Genomic DNA, 21,608 nt, shown 5'->3' with positions numbered 1-21,608 from the left:
GGCGGCCGCCGTCAGAGCGCGCAGCTGTCGCTGTCGACCTGCTGGTTGGCCGAACGCCCCTGGGTGACGTCCGGCTGAACCTCGTCGGCGGTGAGGGCGTATCCGGTGTTGGCGTCGTCGAGTGACTTCGCGAAGACCACGCCGTACACCTTGCCGTCCGGCGTCAGCAGGGGGCCGCCCGAGTTTCCCTGACGGACGGTCGCGTAGAGCGAGTAGACGTCGCGGCGCACGGTCTTGCGATGGTAGATGTCCGGACCGTTGGCCGTGATCCGGCCGCGCACACGCGCGGGTTGGACGTTGTACGCGCCGTTCTGCGGGAAGCCGGCAACGATGGCGTTGTCGCCGCTGCCCGCGTCCTGGGTGGTGAACCGCAGGGCGGGCGCGTTCAGGTTCGGCACGTCGAGGATGGCGATGTCGCGCTGCCAGTCGTACAGGACGACCTTGGCGTCGTACTTCCTGCCCTCGCCGCCGATCTGGACGGTGGGCTCGTCGACGCCGCCGACCACGTGCGCGTTGGTCATCACCCGGCGGTTGCCGAAGACGAAGCCGGTGCCCTCCAGGACCTTGCCGCAGCTCTGCGCGGTCCCCATCACCTTGACGATGGAATTCCGGGCTCGGACGGCGACGGGGCTGTTCGCGAGCGCCGGGTCGGGAGGCTGGACATCGGTGATCGGTTCGTTCGCGAACGGGCTGAAGACCTGGGGGAAACCGTTCTGCGCCAGGACCGAGGAGAAGTCCGCGAACCAGGTGTCGGCCCGGGAGGGCAGCGCGCGCGAGACGCCGAGCAGCACCTTGGAGCCGCGGACCTCCTTGCCGAGGGTCGGCAGCGTCGTGCCCGCGAGGGCCGAGCCGATCAGCCAGGCGACCAGGAGCATCGCGACTACGTTGACGAGGGCGCCGCCCGTCGCGTCCAGGGCGCGGGCCGGGGACCAGGTGATGTACCGGCGCAGCTTGTTGCCCAGGTGTGTGGTGAGGGCCTGCCCGACGGAGGCGCAGACGATCACGACGACCACCGCGACGACGGCGGCGGTCGTACTGACCGTGGCGTCGTCGGTGAGGGCGTCCCAGATGACGGGGAGCAGGTAGACGGCGACGAGACCGCCGCCCAGAAAGCCGATCACCGACAGGATGCCGACGACGAAGCCCTGTCGGTAACCCACGATCGCGAACCACACGGCGGCGACCAGCAGCAGGATGTCCAGCACGTTCACGAACGACACCCTGTCACGCGCGCCAGTCGAGCGGGACCTGCTTCTCGCGGTCCCAGGGCAGCTCCCAGCCCGCGAAGTGCAGCAGACGGTCGATGATCCCCGCGGTGAACCCCCACACCAGGGCCGATTCGACCAGGAATGCCGGACCTCGGTGGCCGCTGGGGTGCACGGTCGTGGCGCGGTGCGCGGGGTCCGTGAGATCCGCCACGGGGACCGTGAAGACCCGGGCCGTCTCGGCCGGATCGACCACGCCGACCGGGGTCGGCTCGCGCCACCAGCCCAGGACGGGCGTGACCACGAAGCCGCTCACCGGGATGTACAGCCTCGGCAGGACACCGAAGATCTGGACACCGCCGGGGTCGAGTCCGGTCTCCTCCTGGGCCTCGCGCAGCGCGGCCCGCAGCGGCCCGTCGGACTGCGGGTCGCCGTCCTCGGGGTCCAGGGCGCCGCCGGGGAACGAGGGTTGTCCGGCGTGCGCGCGCAACGAGCTGGCGCGCTCCATCAGGAGCAGTTCGGGGCCGCGGGCACCCTCGCCGAAGAGGACGAGGACGGCGGACTGCCGTCCCGCGCCGTCGGCCGGCGGCAGGAAGCGGCTCAGCTGGAGCGGCTCCACGGTCTCGACGGCGTGCACCACCGGGTCGAGCCAGGCGGGCAGGCCGTCCTTGGTCACCAGCGCGGGGGCGCCGGGCGTCGCGTGTGCGCCGGGCTCGCCGCGCGTTCCGTCGGTGCCGGGCTCGTCGTACCTGTCGATGTCGTGCGTCTCCATGTGCCTGCTGTGCGTATCGCTCGCGTGTGTCATAGCCACCCCCGTTCCGTTCTCCCCACACCGGCCGGTGTCGTGCTCGCCGTCATCCGGCACCCAGCGGGGGTGCCGGAATGCCGCCCGCGTCGAGGTAGGCCTGCGGCGGGTTGAGGCGCTGGCCGGGATAGCCGCCCTTCTCGTACTTCAGGAGCTTGCGCGCCTTCTCCGGGTCCGTCTCGCCCTCTCCGTAGGCCGGGCAGAGCGGGGCGATGGGGCACGCTCCGCACGCTGGTCTGCGGGCGTGACAGATACGGCGGCCGTGGAAGATCACGTGGTGGGAGAGCATCGTCCACTCGCTCTTCGGGAAGAGCGCGCCGACCGCGGCCTCGATCTTGTCGGGCTCCGTCTCGTCGGTCCACTTCCAGCGGCGTACGAGCCGCTGGAAATGGGTGTCCACGGTGATGCCGGGACGTCCGAAGGCGTTGCCGAGCACCACGAAGGCCGTCTTGCGGCCCACGCCGGGGAGTCTGACGAGGTCTTCAAGACGTCCGGGGACCTCGCCGCCGAACTCCTCCGCCAGCACCTTGGAGAGCCCTATCACCGATTTGGTCTTGGCCCGGAAGAAGCCCGTCGGCCGCAGGATCTCCTCGACCTCCTCGGGGTTCGCGGCGGCGAGGTCCTCGGGCGTGGGGTACTTGGCGAAGAGCGCCGGGGTCGTCTGGTTCACCCGCAGGTCGGTCGTCTGCGCCGACAGCACCGTGGCGACGACCAGCTGGAAGGGGTTCTCGAAATCCAGTTCCGGGTGGGCGTACGGGTACACCTCGGCGAGTTCGCGGTTGATACGGCGGGCTCCGCGGACGAGGGCGGTGGACGGCTCGGCGACGAGAGGCTTCTTGGCGACGGTTTTGGCGGCAGCCGTCTTCTTGGCGACGGTTTTGGCGGCAGCCGTCTTCTTGGCGACGGTTTTGGCGGGAACCGCCTTCTTGGCGACGGACTTCACGGCAGCCGCCTTCTTCACGGCAGCCGTCTCCTTCGCCGCGGTCCTCTTCGCCGCGGTCGTCGAGGATGTGGCCTTCTTGGTCGTCGCCGTCACCTTCTTGGCCGTTGCCGTCGCCTTCTTCGTCGTGGCTGTCGCCTTTTTGGCCGCCTTCTTCGCCGTCGGTATCACCGGCGCCGATTCTGTCGCCTTTGTCGTTTTCGTGCTTCCATCGGGGCCCTGTTCGCCCACAGCGGAATCGCGACGTACAACCACCCGCCCAGCCCCCTTGGCCTGTGCTCTCACCGGCGATTTGGACACCCGGCCAGCGTAGAGCCCAGCACCGACATCCGCCCCGGACCCAGAAGATCAGCCTCCAATTGGCCCCCTGCCGCACTGCCCGCGACGCCCGTACGGCAGACTTGTGACTGATCACACTGTTTGGACCGTCCAGCAAGATGGGGAACACGCTCCCCTGGTACCACGGGGGAGCAAGATCCCCTGAGCAGGTCGACAAGGAGAGAACTCGTGGACGACGTTCTGCGGCGCGCCCCGCTCTTCGCGGCGCTCGATGATGAGCAGGCCGCGGAGCTCCGCGCCTCCATGAGTGAGGTGACGCTCGCACGCGGCGACGCTCTCTTCCACGAGGGCGACCCCGGAGACCGCCTCTACGTGGTCACCGAGGGCAAGGTGAAGCTCCATCGCACCTCCCCCGACGGCCGGGAGAACATGCTGGCCGTCCTCGGCCCCGGTGAGCTGATCGGCGAGCTTTCGCTGTTCGACCCGGGCCCGCGCACGGCGACCGCCAGCGCGCTGACCGAGGTCAAACTGCTGGGCCTCGGCCACGGCGACCTCCAGCCCTGGCTGAACGCGCGGCCCGAGGTGGCCGCCGCCCTGCTGCGCGCCGTCGCCCGGCGCCTGCGCAAGACCAACGACCAGATGTCCGACCTGGTCTTCTCGGACGTGCCCGGCCGGGTGGCCCGCGCGCTCCTGGACCTCTCCCGCCGCTTCGGCGTGCAGTCGGAGGAGGGCATCCACGTCGTGCACGACCTGACGCAGGAGGAGCTGGCCCAACTGGTCGGCGCGTCCCGCGAGACGGTCAACAAGGCGCTCGCCGACTTCGCGGGCCGTGGCTGGCTGCGTCTGGAGGCCCGCGCGGTGATCCTGCTGGACGTGGAACGGCTCGCGAAGCGTTCCCGCTGACCGCTTCACCGGTTCGCACGTGACGACGCGCAGGGGGCCCCGCCGTACGGCGGGGCCCCCTGCGCGTCGTCACCCGGACGGCCGTCGCCGCACGGTGGGCCTGTGAACGGCAGAGGACCGGCGACTGCGGCCGCATCGCGCGTGAGGGCTCCCTGGGACTCGTTCAGGAGGCGTTCCGGCCCGTGGTGGCCGCGGTCCGGGGCCGGCTGCCGGAGGTCTTCGGGACGCGGATGACGAGCGCGTACCTCTACGGGCCGATTCCGCGCGGCACCGCGCGCGTGGGCCGCTCCGACCTCGACCTGTTCCTCGTCCCGCGTGAGGAGCCCACCGAGGCGGACCGGACGGACGCCGGGGCGCTCACGGAAGCGCTCGACAAGGAGTTCCCGCAGATCGACGGCGGGGACGCTGCTGGTGGGCCGCACGCGCCTGCTGAGCGACCTGGAGAGGTACGACCTGGGCTGGTTCGTCGCCTGCCTCTGTACGCCCCTCCTGGGCGAGGACCAGGCCGCGTACCTGCCGCGCTACCGCCCTGACTCCCTCCTGGCCCGCGAGACCAACGGCGACCTCGCCCTGCTCCTGCCGCGCTGGCGCGACCGGACTGACCGGACTGAACCGAGGTGAGAGGCTCCCCCGCCGGACCGAGGAGAACCGGGCCCTGGATCAGGCCGGGCCCTGGATCAGGCCGTGCTCCCGCAGGTAGTCCAGCTGCGCGCGGACGGAGAGTTCGGCGGCGGGCCACAGCGAACGGTCCACGTCCGCGTAGACGTGGGCGACGACCTGGTGCGGCGCCCCGTAACCGTTCTCGACCGCGGTCTCGACCTGGGCGAGGCGATGGGCTCGGTGGGCGAGGTAGAACTCGACGGCGCCCTGGGCGTCCTCGAGCACGGGCCCGTGTCCGGGCAGGACCGTGCGCACGCCGTCGTCGACCGTGAGCGAGCGCAGCCGCCGCAGCGAGTCGAGATAGTCGCCCAGGCGGCCGTCAGGGTGGGCCACGACGGTCGTACCGCGGCCCAGGATGGTGTCACCCGTCAGGACGGCCCGATCGGCCGGGAGATGGAAGCACAGCGAGTCGGCGGTGTGCCCGGGGGTCGGGACCACGCGCAGTTCGAGACCGCCCACGCTGACGACGTCGCCGTGCGCCAGTCCCTCGTCCCCGAGCCGCAGCGCCGGGTCCAGCGCCCGCACCTTCGTCCCCGTCAGCTCGGCGAACGACGCGGCGCCCTCGGCGTGATCGGGGTGCCCGTGCGTCAGCAGGGTCAGCGCGATCCGCTTCCCGGCCTTCTCGGCCGTGTCGACGACGGCGCGCAGGTGTACGTCGTCCAGGGGTCCGGGGTCGATCACCACCGCGAGCTCGGAGTCCGGCTCCGAGACGATCCAGGTGTTGGTGCCGTCCAGGGTCATCGCGGACGCGTTGGGGGCCAGCACGTTGGCGGCGCGCGGGGTGGCGGGGCCGGAGAGGGTGCCGCCTCGCGGCCGGCCGGGGAGGGCGGCGGCGTCGGTCATGCCGTGGCTCCCCCGGTGGGGACGTGCTTGGTGAACTCGTCGTGACCGGGCCAGGCGAGGACCACTTCGCCGTTCTCCAGGCGGGCCCTGGCCAGGACGGGCGTCAGATCGCGGGCGGGCGCGGCGGCGAGAACGTCGGCCGCGCTGTCGTACGGAATGAGCTGGCGCAGGGTCGCGACGGTGGGCGGCATCATCAGAAGCTCGCCCTTGTCGTATCCGCCGGCCGCGTCCGCGGGCCGGATCCACACGGTGCGGTCGGCCTCCGTGGAGGCGTTGCGGGTGCGCTGCCCCTCCGGGAGGGCGGCCACGAAGAACCAGGTGTCGTAGCGGCGGGTCTCGAACTCCGGGGTGATCCAGCGGGTCCAGACACCCAGGAGATCGGATCTGAGGACCAGGCCCCTGCGGTCGAGGAACTCGGCGAAGGAGAGGTCGCGGGCGACCAGGGCGGCGCGGTCCGCCTCCCACTCGTCGCCGGTGGTGTCGCCGACCACCGTGTCCGGGGTGGGGCCCGCGAGGAGGACGCCGGCCTCCTCGTACGTCTCGCGGACCGCGGCGCAGACGACGGCCTGGGCGGACGTCTCGTCGACTCCGAGCCTGTCGGCCCACCACGCGCGCGTGGGGCCCGCCCAGCGGATCTGGTGATCGTCGTCACGGGGGTCCACGCCGCCGCCCGGATACGCGTACGCGCCTCCGGCGAAGGCCATGGTGGTGCGTCTGCGCAGCATGTGCACCACGGGGGTGGCGTCGGTGTCCTTGAGCAGCATGACGGTGGCGGCCCGCCGGGGGGTCACCGGTGTCAGCGTGCCCTCCGCGAGTGCGCGGATCCGTTCGGGCCATTCCGGTGGATACCACTGCCCATTCGCCATGGCCGGAGGCTATCCCGAGCCGGGCGAATGTTCGAGGGGCCCCGGTCGATCAAGGGGCCGCCACCGGTCCGACGGGGAGTTTCCCCGCTCCCGCCGCCCCTACCCGACCCATCCCGTTCCTGGGGGCTGCCGCCCCGGGGACGGCACGGGGACAGCACGGGGACAGCACGGGGACGGCACGGGGACAGGGCGGATGGGGCGAGAAACCTGCGCCCAGGGCACAACCCACCCCGTCCGCCCGGAGGGCCTACGCCTCCGTCAGCTCCACCTGGATCTCGACCTCCACCGGCGCGTCCAGCGGCAGCACCGCCACCCCGACGGCGCTACGAGCGTGCACACCCTTGTCACCGAGGACCGCGCCGAGCAGCTCACTGGCACCGTTGACCACACCGGGCTGCCCGATGAAGTCGGAGGCCGAGGCCACGAAGCCGACGACCTTCACGACCCGCGCGACACGGTCCAGGTCGCCCGCGACCGACTTGACCGCGGCCAGCGCGTTCAGCGCACAGATGCGGGCCAGGTCCTTGGCCTCCTCGGCCGTGACCTCCGCGCCCACTTTTCCGGTCACCGGAAGCTTGCCGTCCACCATCGGAAGCTGGCCGGACGTGTAGACGTACACACCGGACCGCACGGCCGGCTGGTACGCGGCCAGCGGCGGGACGACGTCCGGCAGGGTCAGCCCGAGCTCCGCGAGCTTCGCCTCGACGGCGCCGCTCATGCCGACCTCTCGCGCTTCAGGTAGGCCACCAGCTGCTCGGGGTTGTTCGGTCCGGGCACGACCTGGACAAGCTCCCAGCCGTCCTCGCCCCAGGTGTCCAGAATCTGCTTCGTGGCATGGACGAGCAGCGGCACGGTTGCGTATTCCCACTTGGTCATGTGGGCGACTGTATCCGTTGCCGCGGAGGGCCTCGCGCGCACGTTGTCCACAGCCTCCTGCGTACTCCGGCGGCGGACTGGTTAGGCTCGAAGACGTGAGCAGGCTCCAGGTCGTCAGCGGCAAGGGCGGTACCGGCAAGACCACGGTAGCCGCGGCCCTCGCGCTCGCCCTCGCTACAGAGGGCAAGCGCACTCTCCTCGTCGAGGTCGAGGGCAGACAGGGCATCGCGCAGCTCTTCGAGACAGAAGCGCTGCCCTACGAGGAGCGGAAGATCGCCGTCGCTCCGGGGGGCGGGGAGGTGTACGCCCTCGCCATAGACCCCGAACTGGCCCTTCTGGACTACCTCCAGATGTTCTACAAACTGGGGAGCGCCGGACGGGCCCTGAAGAAGCTCGGCGCCATCGACTTCGCGACCACGATCGCGCCCGGCGTCCGAGACGTCCTCCTCACGGGGAAAGCGTGCGAAGCCGTGCGCAGGAAGGACAAGAGCGGGCGGTTCGCCTACGACTACGTCATCATGGACGCGCCGCCCACCGGACGGATCACGCGGTTCCTGAACGTCAACAACGAGGTCGCGGGGCTCGCCAAGATCGGCCCGATACACAATCAGGCCCAGGCCGTGATGCGCGTCCTCAAGTCTCCGGAGACGGCGGTGCACTTGGTGACGCTGCTCGAGGAGATGCCCGTCCAGGAGACCGCGGACGGTATCGCCGAGCTGCGGACGGCGAAGCTACCGGTCGGGCGGATCATCGTGAACATGGTGCGGCCCGCGCTCCTCGACGACGCCGACCTGGAGCTCACGGGCGCCGTGGCGCGCAGTGCCGTCGCCAAGTCGCTCTCCGCCGCCGGACTCGGCGGCGCCCGCCGCGGCGGGGGCGCCGAGCGGCTCGTCGGCCCCCTCCTGGAGCAGGCCGAGGAGTACGCCGAACGGCACACCCTGGAGCGCGAGCAGCGGGCCGTCCTCACGGAGCAGGGCCTGCCGCTGCACGAGCTCCCGTTGCTCGCCGAGGGAATGGACCTGGCGGGCCTGTACCAACTGGCCAAGGAACTGCGTCAGCAAGGGATCTCATGAGTCCGGACCCGGCCCGCGCCCACGACCCCGCCCACACCGGCGACTCCGCCCACACACCCGACCCGGACCGGACCCACGATCAGGGCGAGACCCACGATCAGGCCCGGACGCACGATCAGAGCCGGACGCACGATCGGAGCCGGAAGCAGGATCCGGTCCGCGGAATCGGCTCCGCCCGCGTCCTGGACGTCGATCCGCTGCTCGACGACCCCGGGACCCGCATCGTGGTGTGCTGCGGGTCGGGCGGCGTCGGCAAGACGACCACGGCGGCCGCCCTGGGGCTGCGCGCGGCCGAGCGCGGCCGCAAGGTGGTCGTTCTCACGATCGACCCGGCACGCCGGCTCGCCCAGTCGATGGGCATCGACTCGCTCGACAACATCCCCCGCCGGGTGAAGGGCATCGACGACTCCGCGGGCGGCGAGCTGCACGCCATGATGCTCGACATGAAGCGCACCTTCGACGAGATCGTCGAGGCGCACGCGGACGGCGAGCGGGCCGCCGCGATCCTGGGCAACCCCTTCTACCAGTCGCTTTCGGCGGGCTTCGCGGGCACGCAGGAGTACATGGCGATGGAGAAGCTCGGGCAGCTGCGGGCCCGGGACGAGTGGGACCTGATCATCGTCGACACGCCGCCGTCCCGCTCCGCGCTGGACTTCCTGGACGCCCCGAAGAGGCTCGGTTCCTTCCTGGACGGCAGGCTCATCCGGCTTCTCACCGCCCCGGCGAAGCTGGGCGGGCGCGCGGGGATGAAGTTCCTGAACGTCGGGATGTCGATGATGACCGGCACCCTGGGCAAGCTGCTGGGGGGACAACTCCTCAAGGACATGCAGACGTTCGTGGCGGCGATGGACACCACGTTCGGCGGCTTCCGCACGCGCGCGGACGCCACGTACAAGCTGCTCCAGGCGCCCGGCACGGCGTTCCTGGTGGTCGCGGCCCCGGAGCGGGACGCGCTGCGGGAGGCCGCGTACTTCGTCGAGCGGCTGGCCGCCGAGGACATGCCGTTCGCCGGCCTGGTGCTCAACCGGGTGCACGGCAGCGGTGCCGCCCAGCTGTCCGCCGAACGGGCACTCGCGGCCGCTGAGAACCTCGACGCCGCGGCGGCCGAGGACCTTGATCCCGACACCGCGGAAGATCTTGGCTCCGGGACTGCGGAAAATCTTGACGGGGCCCGCATTGTGGATCAGGAGGGCGGGAAAGCTGGACTTCGTAACTCTCCCGAGGCGTACGGCAGTTCAGAACCCTCCGCTTCCGCATCGTCAGTACCGGAAGCACCCGAAGCACACGCAGTACCCGAAACTCCTGACGGTTCCGTCGAAGGCTCCCCCGCCGCCACGGACACCGACCGGACCGTCACCGACCGGACCGTCGAACAGTTCACCGCAGATCTGCTGAGGCTGCATGCCGAGCGCATGCAGCTGCTCTCCCGCGAGCAGCGCACCCGTGACCGCTTCGCCGCGCGTCACCCCGAGGTGGCCGTGGCCGAAGTGGCCGCACTGCCCGGCGACGTGCACGACCTCGCGGGGTTGCGGAACATCGGGGAACGGCTCGCGGCCAATCGGCCTGAGCTGCCCGGGTCCGGCACCTGAGACGGCGCCGCGACCACCCGTAGGGGTCCGTACCCGCCACGGGTCCGCTGTGGTGGGTCCATGGGGCCGCCTCCCGGCGGCCCGTGTGACCCTTGGATGTCGCCTGACGCGTGTGTCACCCATGCCGGCCCATGAGGTGCCGTGCGGCTCACGGGGCGGCTGCACCCCATGGACGCCGTACGGGCCCTGGGCGCCACGCAAGGACGCCCGAGTGGCCGGGGAGTCGTGGTCCGAGGGAAACCCCTCAGCCCACCGCCGCGTAACGCTCGTACACCTCTTCCTCGTCGAGGGGCAGCAGGCCCGCACCGCGCTCGTACTCCGTGCGCGCGGTCTCCAGCAGGCGACGCCACGAGGTGACGGTGGGTCGCCTGCGCAGCAGTGCGCGACGCTCCCGCTCCGTCATGCCACCCCACACGCCGAATTCGACGCGATTGTCGAGCGCATCGGCGAGGCACTCCGTGCGTACCGGACATCCGGTGCACACTGCCTTCGCCCTGTTCTGCGCTGCTCCTTGAACGAACAGTTCATCTGGATCGGTAGTGCGGCAGGCCGCCTGCGCACTCCAGTCGGTTACCCAGCCCATACCGGCGCCGTCCTCTCCCGAATCGAGGCTCCCCCACGGCGGCAGCGGCATATTCACCGCCGCCAGTTGAGGACGTTACGGAAGGTGGGCACAGCGCAACACCCCCTTCGGGCCCAATCTTGAATGGCCCGAACGGACTATGCGTAAGCGGCAGATCACCCGGGGGAGTGACCTGAGGACATACGTGAGTATCCCGACGAAGCGGGACAGTTCAGTTGAGTCACAACGGACGCCTGGTGACGCATGAGGCTGATTCGGACACGACCTCCCCAAAAAATTGGGGAACCTCCGGAACGATTCGGGGTCGCCGGACGTATTGATACGTAGCCGCACTGCTGTGACAGTTGAGAGCAGCTTAGGCCAAGGCATATACGCGTGTCCGGCGAATGAGAACGTAGGCTGCCCTCATGCCAAAGAAGCTCTCGGGCGGTGGTCTGTCGCCCACGCAGCAGGCCGCCAAGTTCCTCGGTGTCAGCGTGCTCGCCGGAGCAGTCATGGCCGGACTCGCGTTGCCCGCCGCGGGTGCGCTGGGCCTCGCGGCCAAGGGTTCCGTCCAGGGGTTCGACGAGATTCCCGACAACTTGAAGAGCCCCGCGCTGAGTCAGCGCACCACGATCCTGGACAACCAGGGCGGTCAGATCGCGACGGTCTACTCGCGCGACCGCACGGTGGTCGACCTCAAGAACATCTCGCCGTACATGCAGAAGGCGATCGTCGCGATCGAGGACTCCCGCTTCTACCAGCACGGAGCGGTCGACCTGAAGGGCATCCTTCGCGCCGTGAACCAGAACGCGCAGAACGGCGGAGTGGCCCAGGGCGCCTCCACGCTCACCCAGCAGCTGGTGAAGAACTACTTCGTGGAGGAGGCCGGCGACGACCCGACGAAGGTCGCCCAGGCCACCCAGCAGACCCTCGGCCGCAAGATCCGCGAGCTCAAGTACGCGATCCAGCTCGAAGAGAAGCTCGGCAAGAAGAAGATCCTCGAGAACTACCTGAACATCACGTTCTTCGGCGAACAGGCCTACGGAGTCGAGGCCGCCGCCCAGCGCTACTTCTCCAAGCCCGCCAAGGACCTGAACCTCCAGCAGTCGGCGCTGCTCGCGGGCATCGTCCAGTCGCCCAGCCGGTACGACCCGGTCAACGACGAGGCCGAGGCCATCAAGCGCCGCAACACCGTCCTGCAGCGCATGGCCGAGGTGCACGACATCTCCCCGCAAGAGGCCGACGCGGCCCAGAACGCCAAGCTGGACCTGAAGGTCAGCCAGCCGAAGAACGGCTGCATCACGGCGGTCAAGGGCGCGGGCTTCTTCTGCCGGTACGTGGAGAACGTGTTCCTCACCGACCCGGTCTTCGGCAAGACCAAGGAGGACCGGGCCAAGGTCTGGAACCAGGGCGGCCTGACCATCCGTACGACGCTCGACCCGCAGTCCCAGAAGTCGGTACAGGACTCGATCAAGTCCCACGTCAACAAGTCGGACTCGGTCGCCACGGCGGCCACGCTGGTCCAGCCGGGGACCGGCAAGATCGTCGGCATGGGCCAGTCGAGGCCGTACGGCCTCGGGAAGAACGAGACGGAGTACAACTACTCGGTCGACCGGGACATGGGCGGATCGAACTTCGGATTCCCGACCGGTTCGACCTTCAAGCCGTTCGTGGCCGCGGCCGCGCTGGAGGAGGGCCGGCCGGCGACGCAGGAGTACGACTCGCCGTACAAGATGTCCTACCCCAGCCCCGTCCAGACCTGCGGCAGCAAGCCCTGGACCAACCAGCAGAACGAGACGCTCACGAACGAGAGCCACTCGGAAGAGGGCCCTTACCCGCTGAAGACGGCGATGGCCAAGTCGGTCAACACCTACTTCGTGCAGATGATCTCGGACATCGGCATCTGCCCCGTGGTGAAGCTGACCGACAAGCTGCACGTCGTGCAGGGCAACGGCGACAAGCTGCCCGAGGTGCCCGCCATCACCCTCGGCTCCAAGGGCATCGCCCCGCTGACCATGGCGAGCGCGTACGCCACCTTCGCGTCCCGGGGCATGTACTGCTCGCCGATCGCCATCGAGTCGATCACCCAGCAGGTGGACGGCAAGCAGAAGTCACTGGAAGTACCGAAGTCGACCTGCACGCGGGCCATGTCCGAGACGACCGCGGACACCGTCAACACCCTGCTCAGCGGCGTGATCGACTCCGGTACGGGTCAGCAGGCCGGCCTGTCCGACCGGGCCAACGCCGGTAAGACGGGTACGACGGACGAGCGTCGCAACGCCTGGTTCGTCGGTTACACCCCGAACCTCGCGGGCGCGGTGTGGGTCGGCAGCCCCAAGCAGGACGTCAAGATGACGAACATCAACATCGGCGGTGTCTACCACTCCCTCGTCTACGGCGGCGAGGTGCCGGGCCCGATCTGGAAGGACGCCATGACGGGCGCCCTCGCGGGCAAGGACTCCCCCTCCTTCAACCTGATCGACATCCCCGATCCCGAGCCGGAACACGGCGACGACGGGGGTGACGGTGGCGACGGGGGTGACGGCGGCGACGGCGGCGACCGGGGCAACACCATCGACGGGAACAACGGCAGCAACGGGAATGGCGGCAAGTTGCCGACGCCTTCCTTCTCGATCCCCGAGGGCTTCCTCCAGGGACAGAACGGCACCGGGGGGCGCCACCACCGTTAGTCCTCCGCCGGTCTCCTCGGGGGCCGGGCGAAGGAATCTCCGGAAGAGGACGCACTGAAAGAGGGACGCCACCACGGTGGCGTCCCTCTTGGCATCCCTCTTGACGTCCTTCTCGACGTCCCGCTTGTCGTCCCGCTTGACGCGGAGGCCTCAGCCGGCGAGCAGTTCCTTGACCACGGCGGCGACCCGGCCGCCCTCGGCCAGGCCCGCGACCTTGGGGTTGACGATCTTCATGACCTGACCCATGGCCCGCGGCCCCTCGGCACCCGCCGCCCTGGCCTCCTCGACGGCCTGTCCGACGATCTGCCGGAGCTCTTCCTCGGAGAGCTGCTTGGGCAGGTACGTGGCGAGGAGCTCGCCCTCCGCCTTCTCCCGCTCGGCCGACTCGGGCCGGCCACCCTGCGCGAAGGCGTCCGCGGCCTCTCGGCGCTTCTTCGCCTCGCGGGTGATCACCTTCTGTACCTCGTCGTCGGAGAGCTCGCGCTTCGTCTTGCCGGCGACCTCTTCCTTGGTGATCGCGGAGAGGGTCAGCCGGAGCGTGGCGGAGCGGAGCTCGTCGCGCTCCTTGATGGCGGCGTTGAGGTCTTCCTGCAGCTTCGACTTGAGCGTGGTCATGCCGACGATTGTCGCAGGTGTGGTGAGGCGGACGCCCGCTGATTTCGGCGCCGGTGTCGGACGGCGTTCCGGGGCGGCCCTCCCACGCCGGAACGGACCGCCTTCCTCCGGTTGCCGGTGCCGAGGTTGTCCACAGGCGGGGACGCGAAGCCGCCGGGGTCTGACACGATGGACGTATGCGCGCACGATACGGAGTACCCCTGGGAATCACGGCGGTGGGCGCCGCCGGACTGTTGTACGCGGCAGGATTCGAGGCCCGCTCGTTCCGCCTGAGGCGGGTCACGATCCCGGTCCTGCCACCCGGCATGCGACCACTGCGTCTCCTCCAGGTCTCCGATATCCACATGGTCAGCGGGCAGCGCAAGAAGCAGCGCTGGCTGCGCTCCCTGGCCGGTCTGCGCCCCGACTTCGTCATCAACACCGGGGACAACCTCTCCGACCCGGAGGGCGTTCCCGAAGTCCTGGACGCCCTCGGCCCCTTGATGGAATTTCCCGGCGCGTACGTCTTCGGCTCGAACGACTACTACGGCCCCAAACTCCGCAACCCGGCCCGGTACTTGTTCGAGAAGACCCAGGGCCGCCACGGCCTGAACGGCAACAGGCCGGCCGTTCACGCCATCCACAACCCGTGGGAGGACCTGCGCGACGGCTTCGACACGGCGGGCTGGCTCAACCTGACGAACACCCGGGGGACCCTGAAGATAGAGGGCTCCGAGATCGAGCTGACCGGTCTCGACGACCCGCACATCAAGCGGGACCGCTACGCACGCGTGGCCGGCGGCCCCTCGGAGTCTGCCGACTTCTCCCTGGGCGTGGTCCACGCTCCGTACCTGCGCACGCTCGACGCGTTCACGGCGGACGGCTACCCCCTGGTCCTGGCCGGCCACACCCACGGCGGCCAGCTCTGCCTCCCCTTCTACGGCGCCTTCGTCACCAACTGCGACCTGGACACCGACCGCGTGAAGGGCCTGTCCACGCATACGGCGGAGGGGCGGACGTCGTACATGCACGTCTCGGCGGGCTGCGGCACGAACCGCTACACGCCGGTGCGTTTCGCATGCCCGCCCGAGGCGTCGCTCCTGACCCTGGTGAGCCGCTAGCGGGCCTGCTGCTCAGAGTGGACCTCCGATCACGGCTCATGAGCCGTGAAACGTGATCATGAGCCGTGATCATGGCCCCCTGAGCCCCTAAGACCCTGACTACGCAGTACCGCGCACTGCTGACGACACACCGCCCGTTGCTGGGCGCACTCGAGGCCGCCCCGACGCCCTTCCTCCCAGGCCCACAACTCAACCAAATGTCCCAAATGGCACGATGCGCCCACCCCACTTAACGTGGGCGCATGATCGCCCCGATCCCCAAGGACATACCCGACCTCCCCCCGATCCCGGGTATCGCCGCACTGGCCCCGTACAACGTCCCGTCGGCGGCGGTGGTGTCCCCCGTGCACCGCCCGCTCGCGACGGCCTTCCGCCTCCTGGTCGCCATGGCGGCAGCTGCGGGCATCGCCATCGACCTGTACCTGGGCAGCCCGGCACATGTGCTGAGCTACTTCGCCACCCAGAGCAACCTGCTGGTGGCCATGGTCCTCGCCGCGTCGGCCCGGCGGGCATGGATGGCCCGCCGCCCACTGCCCGCGGCCCTCACGGGTGGCACGCTTCTGTACATCCTGATCACGGGCCTGGTCTTCCACCTGCACCTGGCGAACCGTCCCGGCGGCTTCTCGATGACCGGCGAGACCGCCTCACTCAACGGCTGGCAGGCCATCGCCAACCTGATCCTGTACACGGTGACACCGGTCGCCGTGGTGATCGACTGGCTTCTGCTGACGCGCCCGGCCTCACTGGCGATGCGCTACGCGGCCACCTGGCTCGTCTACCCCCTCATCTACCTGGTCTTCTCCCTCACCCGCGGCGCGATGCTGCCGCCGGGCACCACGGAGCGCTACCTCTACCCCTTCGTGGACGCCGACCGGCACGGATACGTCGGCATCCTCGGAAACACCGCGATCCTCGGCGTCGCCTTCTACGCCCTCGCCCTCCTCGTCGTCGCCCTGGACCACCTCCGCCCCGACCCACTGCGCCACGGCGGCCGACGCCCCGAAAACCGGATTTCGTCTCCGGCCACCGGTGGGCTAAAGTAAACGACGTCGCCGCGAGAAGCAGTGACAATCGGGGTGTAGCGCAGCTTGGCAGCGCGCTTCGTTCGGGACGAAGAGGTCGTGGGTTCAAATCCCGCCACCCCGACAGCAGGTCAGAGGCCGGTGAGTAAATTTACTCACCGGCCCCTTTCATGCTCTGGGGGCCAAACAGGGGGCCAAAGGGTCAGGCCCCGAGTGCGTCCGCCTCGTCATCGTCTTCGGCGAAGATCTCGTCCATCGCCTCGGCACCCTCCGTGATCACTGGCCGGAGCTGCTTCCGGTACACCGCTTCCGTCGTCGTCTGGCTGCTGTGACCGACCAGGAGCGCGATGCGCTCCAGCGGGATCCCGTGATCCGACAGCGGGGACACGAAGCTGTGCCGCAGCTCCCGCGGCGTCCATTCCGGCTCCAGCCCTGCCTTCTTCACGATGGCCTTGAAGTCGCGCCGGACGTTGGCAGCATCGAGCGGTTCCCCGCTCCGCGTCGTGAAGACACGGCCGGCCGGACTCCACTCCATTCCCTTCGAGCCCCGCTCCTGCTTCTGCCACCGCAGATGCTCTTCGAGGACGTCGACTACCTGCTTCGGGAGTGCGATGGTTCGGCGGCTCTTCCTGGTCTTGGTTTCCCCGTGCTTGCGCACTGAGCGCCACACCGCCACGTGAGGCGGCACGCCATCCTGCGGCGACAGGAAAACGTGGTCCCACGTGAGGGGACGCGCCTCTTCCGTGCGAACACCACTGAGGAGCGAGACCACGAGATAGGCATACAGTCGTGATCCACGCGTGGCGGCCAGTACAGCCTTCGCCTGCTCCAGATTCAGGGCTTTGCTGGGACGGCCCGGTCGTCCCTCTGGCGCGGTCACCAGCAGTGCCACGTTCCGCACGGCCTTGTCCCGACGCTGGGCATGTTCGATGGAGCGACGCAGCACGGCGAGCAGATCCCATGGTCGCCGTTAATCGACCGGCAGCTCGCGCTCCTCGCCCAGGTCGCCCCGTCGACCACGGGTGCCGTGCGTGTCGCTGTGACGACGCCAGCCGCACGAACGGACAGCACCTGGGTATTGGGCTTGCTCGGGCTCAAAGCCGTGCTCCGGCAGCTTCGTTGGGGTTGGGGTCGGGGTTGCGAAGTGGCCGGACCCGGGTTCTGGCGCCTGTCATCCTGAGAGGGGCGACGGGGAGATCGGCGACTACTGAGGGGCGGACGCCAACGTGAGTCGACGTACGGTCTGGACCGCGACGCTCACGGCATTCGGTCTGCTCGTCCTCCTCGTAGGCGCGGTCGTTTTGGTGCCCCGACTGCTCTATCCACCGCTGGACACGGACGACCTACGTGCTGTCGGTAGTGCACAGGCACGCATTGAGTTGCAGCAAAGCCAGTCCCGGCTGGCCAACGACGCGCGTTCGGCGATGCTTCAAAGCTGCGTAGGCCTGCTGGTGGTGATCGGCGCCGGAGCGACTTGGCAGCAAGTTCATGTCAGCCGGGAGAGCCAGATCACGGAGCGCTTCACGCGGGCCGTGGATCAGATAGGCAGTAGTGATACGAACGTCCGCATCGGTGGGATCTACGCGCTCGAACGGATCGCGAAGAACTCCCAGGCTGATCGTGATCCGATCCAATTCCTGCTGGGTGCCTTCGTCCGAGGCAGACTCACCTGGCCGGTTGGCGCGACCGACGGTCCCGAGCACCCCACGTCAGCAGTCGATGAACGACTGCCCAAGTTGAACGTCCGCGCCCCCGATGTTCAGGCTGCCATGTGGGTCTTGGAGCGTCGTTCGAGGACCCCGGACGATCCCGCGCTCTACCTGGCGCGAGTCGATCTGCGCGGCGCGGCGCTCCGCCGTGCCCGTTTGAGCCGGACGCAATTTCGCCACTCCAACCTGGCCCGGGCTTCGCTGGTCGATGCGCAACTCGACCGCTCCGACTTCACGGATGCCGACCTTCGCGGCGCTCTCCTCGATGATGCGAACCTCAAGGGTTCGAATCTGAGCGGCGCACATCTGCAGGGAGCCAGTCTGCGAAGGGCCGATTTCCGCGGTGCGAATCTGCGGGGAACCGACTTCCGTGCCGCAGTCTTCGACGGGACCCTGCTGACCGGCGCCCAGGCAGACGCAACCACGGTCTGGCCCACCGGAATCAGTGCCGAGTTGCGTCATGCGCTCGGGATAGTCGACGTGGGCGGGAGTCCCGTTTAGGCGCTCTCACCCGCCCTCCCGGCTGATGAGAAGTTCTGGGGACCCGTTCGATGTGGGCGTGTTCCTCACGCCGGTCTCGGGCGGCGAGCCCGTACGCGAGAGCGGTGCTCGTCGGGAACACCGCGCAGGCCCGGGCAGACTGCCTCCTCACAACCGCTTCGCGGTGCGGAACAGCTTTGCGTAGAAGCCGTTGCCGTCGAGGCGCGAGACACCGCCCTGGTCGCCGATCGTCGGGCCGTTCTGCTCCTTGCGGCTGGAGATGAAGACCTTGTGCCCCTCGGTGTCCGGCCCCAGGTAGATCGCGGAGTGGTCCATGTGGTCGGCGGTACGGTGATCCATCTTGAAGAACAGGAGATCGCCGGGCTGCAGGACGTCGATGTTGTTCGGCCGCTCGTACCAGGGGCTCGGGCCCTGGAGTTTGATGACGTCCACGCCCTCCTTGCCGCGGGCCATGCCGTCGGCAGTGCGCGGCAGCCCGTCGCCCTTGCCGTTGCTGGACATCAGCGGGTACCGCGCGCGGTACCCGTACACCAGCCGCAGATAGCCGGAGCAGTCCACCGACCGCAGCCGGTCCTTTTGCGGGTAGGTCGTGGTGCCGTCCCGGAAGGTGTACGGGATGCCCAGGTAGTCGTAGAAGTCGGTCTGTTCGGCGCGGTCGACGCCGTCGGACTTGAGGGGACCGTAGAACGCGTGGCCCGAGTACTGGATGCCCTGGTCGTCCTTCTTGACCGGTGCGCCCTGGGTGTACTGGAAGGCGAAAGCGAAAATGTCGTCCTCTTCGCTGCCGTAGTACTGCTTGAACCAGTCCTTGAACCATTGCTGCTTCTCGGAGCCCTTGGTCCACGACTCCGGCATGAGGCGCACCCAGTCGTCGGTCGCCACCTTGGTGTTGGTGGTGGCCGGTTCGACGAAGGTCCGCGTCGGGCCCTTGAGGGTGGATGTACGAGCGCCGTCCGTGAAGGTGGCGATGACCGCGCCCTTGCCATCGCGCAGGACCGAGCGCGCCGGGTTGTTCAGCCGTTCCCAGGTCTGCTTGCCGGTCGCCTTGCCCGAGGTCTGCAGGTTCTCGGTGATCGTCTGGGCGGCCGGGAGCTTGGCCTGCTCGTCCCTGCGCAGTTCGTAGGTGAAGTAGGCGCTGCCCGCGAGCAGCGCGAGGACCGTCACCGCGTGGAGGACGGGACGGCCTTTGCGCTTCGGCATGGTGAGGGCTCCAGGAGTGCGTGGGGTGAAGAGGTTCAGGCGGACGGCATGGCGCCCAGGAGGATGCCGGCGGTCAGCACCACATAGGTGGCGAGGGTGACCGATCCGACGGACAGCAGGGTCGCGCCCTTGGGCTGACGGACCATCTGGTAGCCGATCAGGCCGGGGACGATGAAGCCGAGTGTCTGGTTGGCGTACAGCAGCGGGAACTCCATCTGGAGCACGATGATCACCGTGGCCTGGATGAGCACTCCGCTGAGCACCACGGCGGCGAACAGCCGCTTGCCGTACAGGATCACGAACTTCTGCATGAGCAGCGTGGCGAGGTAGGTCAGGACGGTCACGCCTACCACCAGCGCGGCTCGCTGGAGGTCCTCGATGAGGGTCAGCGCGAGCCAGCCAGGTGTGATCATGCCGCCCGGCGACAGGTTGGTCGTCAGGTAGCACATCAACGAGAACATCAGCCCCAGACCGATGCCGATCGCGGCGATCTCGGGGGTGAGGACGGAGGGGATCAACGCTGTTCTCCTGGGCTGTGCCACTGCTGGCTGTCGTCGGCGGAAGGCTGCGGAGGGATACGGGGTTGGAACATGCCGCGGGGCGGGGCCTGCCCGGCCGGCGGGTGGGTGTCCGGACGCACCCCCGGCGCGGCGGGGGCGGCCTGGTCACCGCGGTGCGGCTGCGGCTGCGGCTGCGGCTGCGACCAGGTGTCGTAGGCGTACCCCTGGTCCTGCGCCGCTCGACCCGCCTGGTGCTGGGGTACGGCGTCACGCTGCGCGGCGGGGGTCTGCGAGGGGTGCGGCCTCTGCGCGTAGCGCGACTCGTACGCCTCCGAGTAGCCCTGGTACGGGTCGATGCGGGGCGCGTACAGCTGCACGGTTTCGACGTGCTCGGGCACGGCGCGTGCGGTGGGCGCGGCGGGTGCGGTGGGTGACGCGGCGGGACGGTCGGCCGCGGCAGTGACCGTGGGCTCGTCGGCGCTCTCGTCGGGCGGCAGTTCGGCGAGATGCTCCAGCAGGATCTCGCCCTGGCCGTGGATGTTGCCGATCGCTACCAGCGAGGACTCCGGACCGAGCTGCTTCAGCAGCAGGGCCATGAACTCCTCCGGATCGCGCTTGTCGCCGCCGAGGTCGACGGCGCGCGAGCGGAACTCGGCGGGGATGGCGTCGATGGCGGACTTGGCCGGGTGGCCGATGACGAAGACACGCTCGGGGTCGAGGTCGGGGATGATCTCGCCCATCTGCCCGTTGCGCTCGACACGGTCGGGACGGCAGTTGATGACCACGTTGAGCGGGCGGTGGATGACGCCGAGGTCGAGCAGCTGGTTGATGTTCATCAGCGTCGACTCAGGGTCGTTGGCAGCGAACACGTTGGCGAAGCGCATCTTCTTGCCCTCGGGCGTCAGATAACGCTCGACGGAGAGGACACCGGGGTCCGGCGGGGCCTCGTACATGCCCTGGAGGGCCGTCCGGCGGTCGACGCCGAGGAGTTCCGCGACGGTGAGCGCGATGGCCACGTTCTCCTTGAAGGTGAACCAGCTGAAGCCGCGCAGCTCCTCATCGCTGACCATGTCCGGGTCGGCGTAGACGAGCTTGCAGTTCCGTGAGTCCGCCTCCTCCTGGAGGATGTGGAAGCGGTCCTTCTCTGCGGTGACGCAGATGCCGTCCTCCGGCATGGAGCGGCACAGCGAGCGCGCCACGTCGTCCAGGGTGGGACCCATCTCGGCGAGGTGGTCCTCTCGGACGTTGCACAGCACGCCGATGGTGGAACGGATCAACTTGGACTGGTTGATCTCCTGAAGGGCCGGCATGACCGCCATGCACTCGATGACCAGCGCGTCCGGCTTGTACGCGGCTGCGCGCCGCACGATGCCGATCTGCTCGACCACGTTGGCGATGCCGAACTTGCGGTAGACCGGCTCCTCGGTGGCGTCGGGGTGGATGAACCGGGCGGCGGTGCCGGTCGTCTTGGCGACGGTGACCAGGTCGCCGCCGCGCAGCGCGCCGGCGCAGAGCCGGGTGATGGACGACTTGCCGCGGATACCGTTGACCAGGACCCGGGCGGGGATCTGGTCCAGGTTGGTGAAGTGCCGCCGCTGCTCCACGATGCCCGCTGTGAGCAGAATCGCGCAGCAGACCATCAGCACGGTGTAGAGGAAGAGCACGGG

At 69.1% G+C, this 21,608-nt stretch carries 20 protein-coding genes, 1 tRNA gene and 1 pseudogene; 9 read left to right on the top strand and 13 right to left on the bottom strand.

Going from position 1 to position 21,608, the window contains the following annotated elements; all coding sequences use genetic code 11:
• Positions 1–11 precede the first annotated feature (11 nt).
• The 3 genes from ABZV34_RS07585 to nth form a co-directional block, all read right to left on the bottom strand.
• On the bottom strand, positions 12–1,211 hold the full coding sequence (locus ABZV34_RS07585; RefSeq protein WP_356272239.1) for a MarP family serine protease: 1,200 nt from the start codon (positions 1,209–1,211) through the stop codon (positions 12–14).
• A 13-nt stretch (positions 1,212–1,224) separates the two neighbouring features.
• Entirely contained in the window at positions 1,225–1,977 is a 753-nt protein-coding gene (locus ABZV34_RS07580) for a CoA pyrophosphatase (protein ID WP_356272237.1), read from the bottom strand.
• A gap of 82 nt (positions 1,978–2,059) precedes the next feature.
• On the bottom strand, positions 2,060–3,118 hold the full coding sequence (gene nth, locus ABZV34_RS07575) for an endonuclease III (RefSeq protein WP_356272350.1): 1,059 nt from the start codon (positions 3,116–3,118) through the stop codon (positions 2,060–2,062).
• Between the two features lie 339 nt (positions 3,119–3,457).
• Here nth and ABZV34_RS07570 point away from each other — a divergent pair, with 339 nt between their 5' ends.
• Both ABZV34_RS07570 and ABZV34_RS07565 read left to right on the top strand, forming a co-directional pair.
• Positions 3,458–4,132 carry a Crp/Fnr family transcriptional regulator gene (locus tag ABZV34_RS07570; protein WP_016642758.1) on the top strand — a complete coding sequence of 225 codons (675 nt, stop codon included), beginning with the start codon at positions 3,458–3,460 and terminating at the stop codon, positions 4,130–4,132.
• Positions 4,133–4,314: 182 nt separating this feature from the next.
• Positions 4,315–4,729: pseudogene (locus ABZV34_RS07565) on the top strand (nucleotidyltransferase); the annotation flags it as partial.
• 63 nt (positions 4,730–4,792) lie between these two features.
• Here the strand turns inward: ABZV34_RS07565 and ABZV34_RS07560 are convergent.
• The 4 genes from ABZV34_RS07560 to ABZV34_RS07545 all read right to left on the bottom strand — a co-directional run bounded on the left by ABZV34_RS07560 (position 4,793) and on the right by ABZV34_RS07545 (position 7,377).
• A complete protein-coding gene (locus tag ABZV34_RS07560) occupies positions 4,793–5,635 on the bottom strand; it encodes an MBL fold metallo-hydrolase (protein WP_356272235.1) in 843 nt (280 codons plus the stop codon).
• Entirely contained in the window at positions 5,632–6,501 is an 870-nt protein-coding gene (locus ABZV34_RS07555) for an NUDIX hydrolase (protein ID WP_356272233.1), read from the bottom strand. The genes ABZV34_RS07560 and ABZV34_RS07555 overlap by 4 nt, the downstream gene beginning before the upstream one ends.
• Before the next feature lie 247 nt (positions 6,502–6,748).
• The gene (locus ABZV34_RS07550; RefSeq protein ID WP_356272231.1) at positions 6,749–7,219 is read right to left on the bottom strand and encodes a RidA family protein; all 471 of its coding nucleotides are present in this window, start codon (positions 7,217–7,219) and stop codon (positions 6,749–6,751) included.
• Complete coding sequence (locus tag ABZV34_RS07545; RefSeq protein ID WP_143608830.1) at positions 7,216–7,377, bottom strand: DUF4177 domain-containing protein; 162 nt, start codon at positions 7,375–7,377, stop codon at positions 7,216–7,218. Before ABZV34_RS07545 ends, ABZV34_RS07550 begins: the two co-directional genes overlap by 4 nt.
• A 95-nt stretch (positions 7,378–7,472) precedes the next feature.
• Between ABZV34_RS07545 and ABZV34_RS07540 the strand changes: the two genes are divergently transcribed.
• Together ABZV34_RS07540 and ABZV34_RS07535 are read left to right on the top strand one after the other, a co-directional pair.
• A complete protein-coding gene (locus tag ABZV34_RS07540) occupies positions 7,473–8,450 on the top strand; it encodes an ArsA-related P-loop ATPase (RefSeq protein ID WP_356272229.1) in 978 nt (325 codons plus the stop codon).
• The gene (locus ABZV34_RS07535) at positions 8,447–10,039 is read left to right on the top strand and encodes an ArsA family ATPase (protein ID WP_356272227.1); all 1,593 of its coding nucleotides are present in this window, start codon (positions 8,447–8,449) and stop codon (positions 10,037–10,039) included. Before ABZV34_RS07540 ends, ABZV34_RS07535 begins: the two co-directional genes overlap by 4 nt.
• A gap of 244 nt (positions 10,040–10,283) precedes the next feature.
• Here ABZV34_RS07535 and wblA read toward each other — a convergent pair whose 3' ends face one another.
• Positions 10,284–10,622 carry a transcriptional regulator WblA gene (gene wblA / locus ABZV34_RS07530; RefSeq protein WP_028799159.1) on the bottom strand — a complete coding sequence of 113 codons (339 nt, stop codon included), beginning with the start codon at positions 10,620–10,622 and terminating at the stop codon, positions 10,284–10,286.
• Between the two features lie 407 nt (positions 10,623–11,029).
• On the opposite strand from wblA, the gene ABZV34_RS07525 reads away from it, so the two are divergent.
• Positions 11,030–13,294 (top strand): transglycosylase domain-containing protein, encoded by a 2,265-nt coding sequence (locus ABZV34_RS07525; RefSeq protein ID WP_356272226.1) that lies wholly within the window; start codon positions 11,030–11,032, stop codon positions 13,292–13,294.
• A gap of 150 nt (positions 13,295–13,444) precedes the next feature.
• Here ABZV34_RS07525 and ABZV34_RS07520 read toward each other — a convergent pair whose 3' ends face one another.
• Positions 13,445–13,909 carry a GatB/YqeY domain-containing protein gene (locus ABZV34_RS07520; RefSeq protein ID WP_356272224.1) on the bottom strand — a complete coding sequence of 155 codons (465 nt, stop codon included), beginning with the start codon at positions 13,907–13,909 and terminating at the stop codon, positions 13,445–13,447.
• A gap of 176 nt (positions 13,910–14,085) precedes the next feature.
• On the opposite strand from ABZV34_RS07520, the gene ABZV34_RS07515 reads away from it, so the two are divergent.
• The 3 genes from ABZV34_RS07515 (at position 14,086) to ABZV34_RS07505 (ending at position 16,155) form a co-directional block, all read left to right on the top strand.
• Positions 14,086–15,009 (top strand): metallophosphoesterase, encoded by a 924-nt coding sequence (locus ABZV34_RS07515; protein ID WP_356272222.1) that lies wholly within the window; start codon positions 14,086–14,088, stop codon positions 15,007–15,009.
• Between the two features lie 242 nt (positions 15,010–15,251).
• Positions 15,252–16,052: a Pr6Pr family membrane protein gene (locus ABZV34_RS07510; RefSeq protein ID WP_356272220.1), complete on the top strand. Its 801-nt coding sequence runs from the start codon at positions 15,252–15,254 to the stop codon at positions 16,050–16,052.
• A gap of 29 nt (positions 16,053–16,081) precedes the next feature.
• Positions 16,082–16,155, top strand: a tRNA-Pro gene (locus ABZV34_RS07505).
• 78 nt (positions 16,156–16,233) lie between these two features.
• Here the strand turns inward: ABZV34_RS07505 and ABZV34_RS07500 are convergent.
• The gene (locus tag ABZV34_RS07500) at positions 16,234–16,977 is read right to left on the bottom strand and encodes a site-specific integrase (protein ID WP_356272218.1); all 744 of its coding nucleotides are present in this window, start codon (positions 16,975–16,977) and stop codon (positions 16,234–16,236) included.
• 280 nt (positions 16,978–17,257) lie between these two features.
• Between ABZV34_RS07500 and ABZV34_RS07495 the strand changes: the two genes are divergently transcribed.
• Complete coding sequence (locus ABZV34_RS07495) at positions 17,258–18,241, top strand: pentapeptide repeat-containing protein (RefSeq protein ID WP_356272216.1); 984 nt, start codon at positions 17,258–17,260, stop codon at positions 18,239–18,241.
• 147 nt (positions 18,242–18,388) lie between these two features.
• Here the strand turns inward: ABZV34_RS07495 and ABZV34_RS07490 are convergent, their stop codons facing one another.
• The 3 genes from ABZV34_RS07490 to pgsB are packed head-to-tail and all read right to left on the bottom strand — an operon-like array spanning position 18,389 to position 21,605.
• Positions 18,389–19,441: an NlpC/P60 family protein gene (locus ABZV34_RS07490; RefSeq protein ID WP_356272214.1), complete on the bottom strand. Its 1,053-nt coding sequence runs from the start codon at positions 19,439–19,441 to the stop codon at positions 18,389–18,391.
• Between the two features lie 35 nt (positions 19,442–19,476).
• Positions 19,477–19,959 carry a poly-gamma-glutamate biosynthesis protein PgsC/CapC gene (locus tag ABZV34_RS07485; RefSeq protein WP_053655665.1) on the bottom strand — a complete coding sequence of 161 codons (483 nt, stop codon included), beginning with the start codon at positions 19,957–19,959 and terminating at the stop codon, positions 19,477–19,479.
• A complete protein-coding gene (gene pgsB, locus ABZV34_RS07480) occupies positions 19,956–21,605 on the bottom strand; it encodes a poly-gamma-glutamate synthase PgsB (protein ID WP_356272212.1) in 1,650 nt (549 codons plus the stop codon). Before pgsB ends, ABZV34_RS07485 begins: the two co-directional genes overlap by 4 nt.
• Positions 21,606–21,608: the final 3 nt, after the last annotated feature.

This window comes from Streptomyces sp. NPDC005195 (assembly GCF_040608315.1).
GTDB lineage: Bacteria > Actinomycetota > Actinomycetes > Streptomycetales > Streptomycetaceae > Streptomyces > Streptomyces kaempferi.
This window is presented reverse-complemented; position numbering and strand designations above follow the sequence as displayed.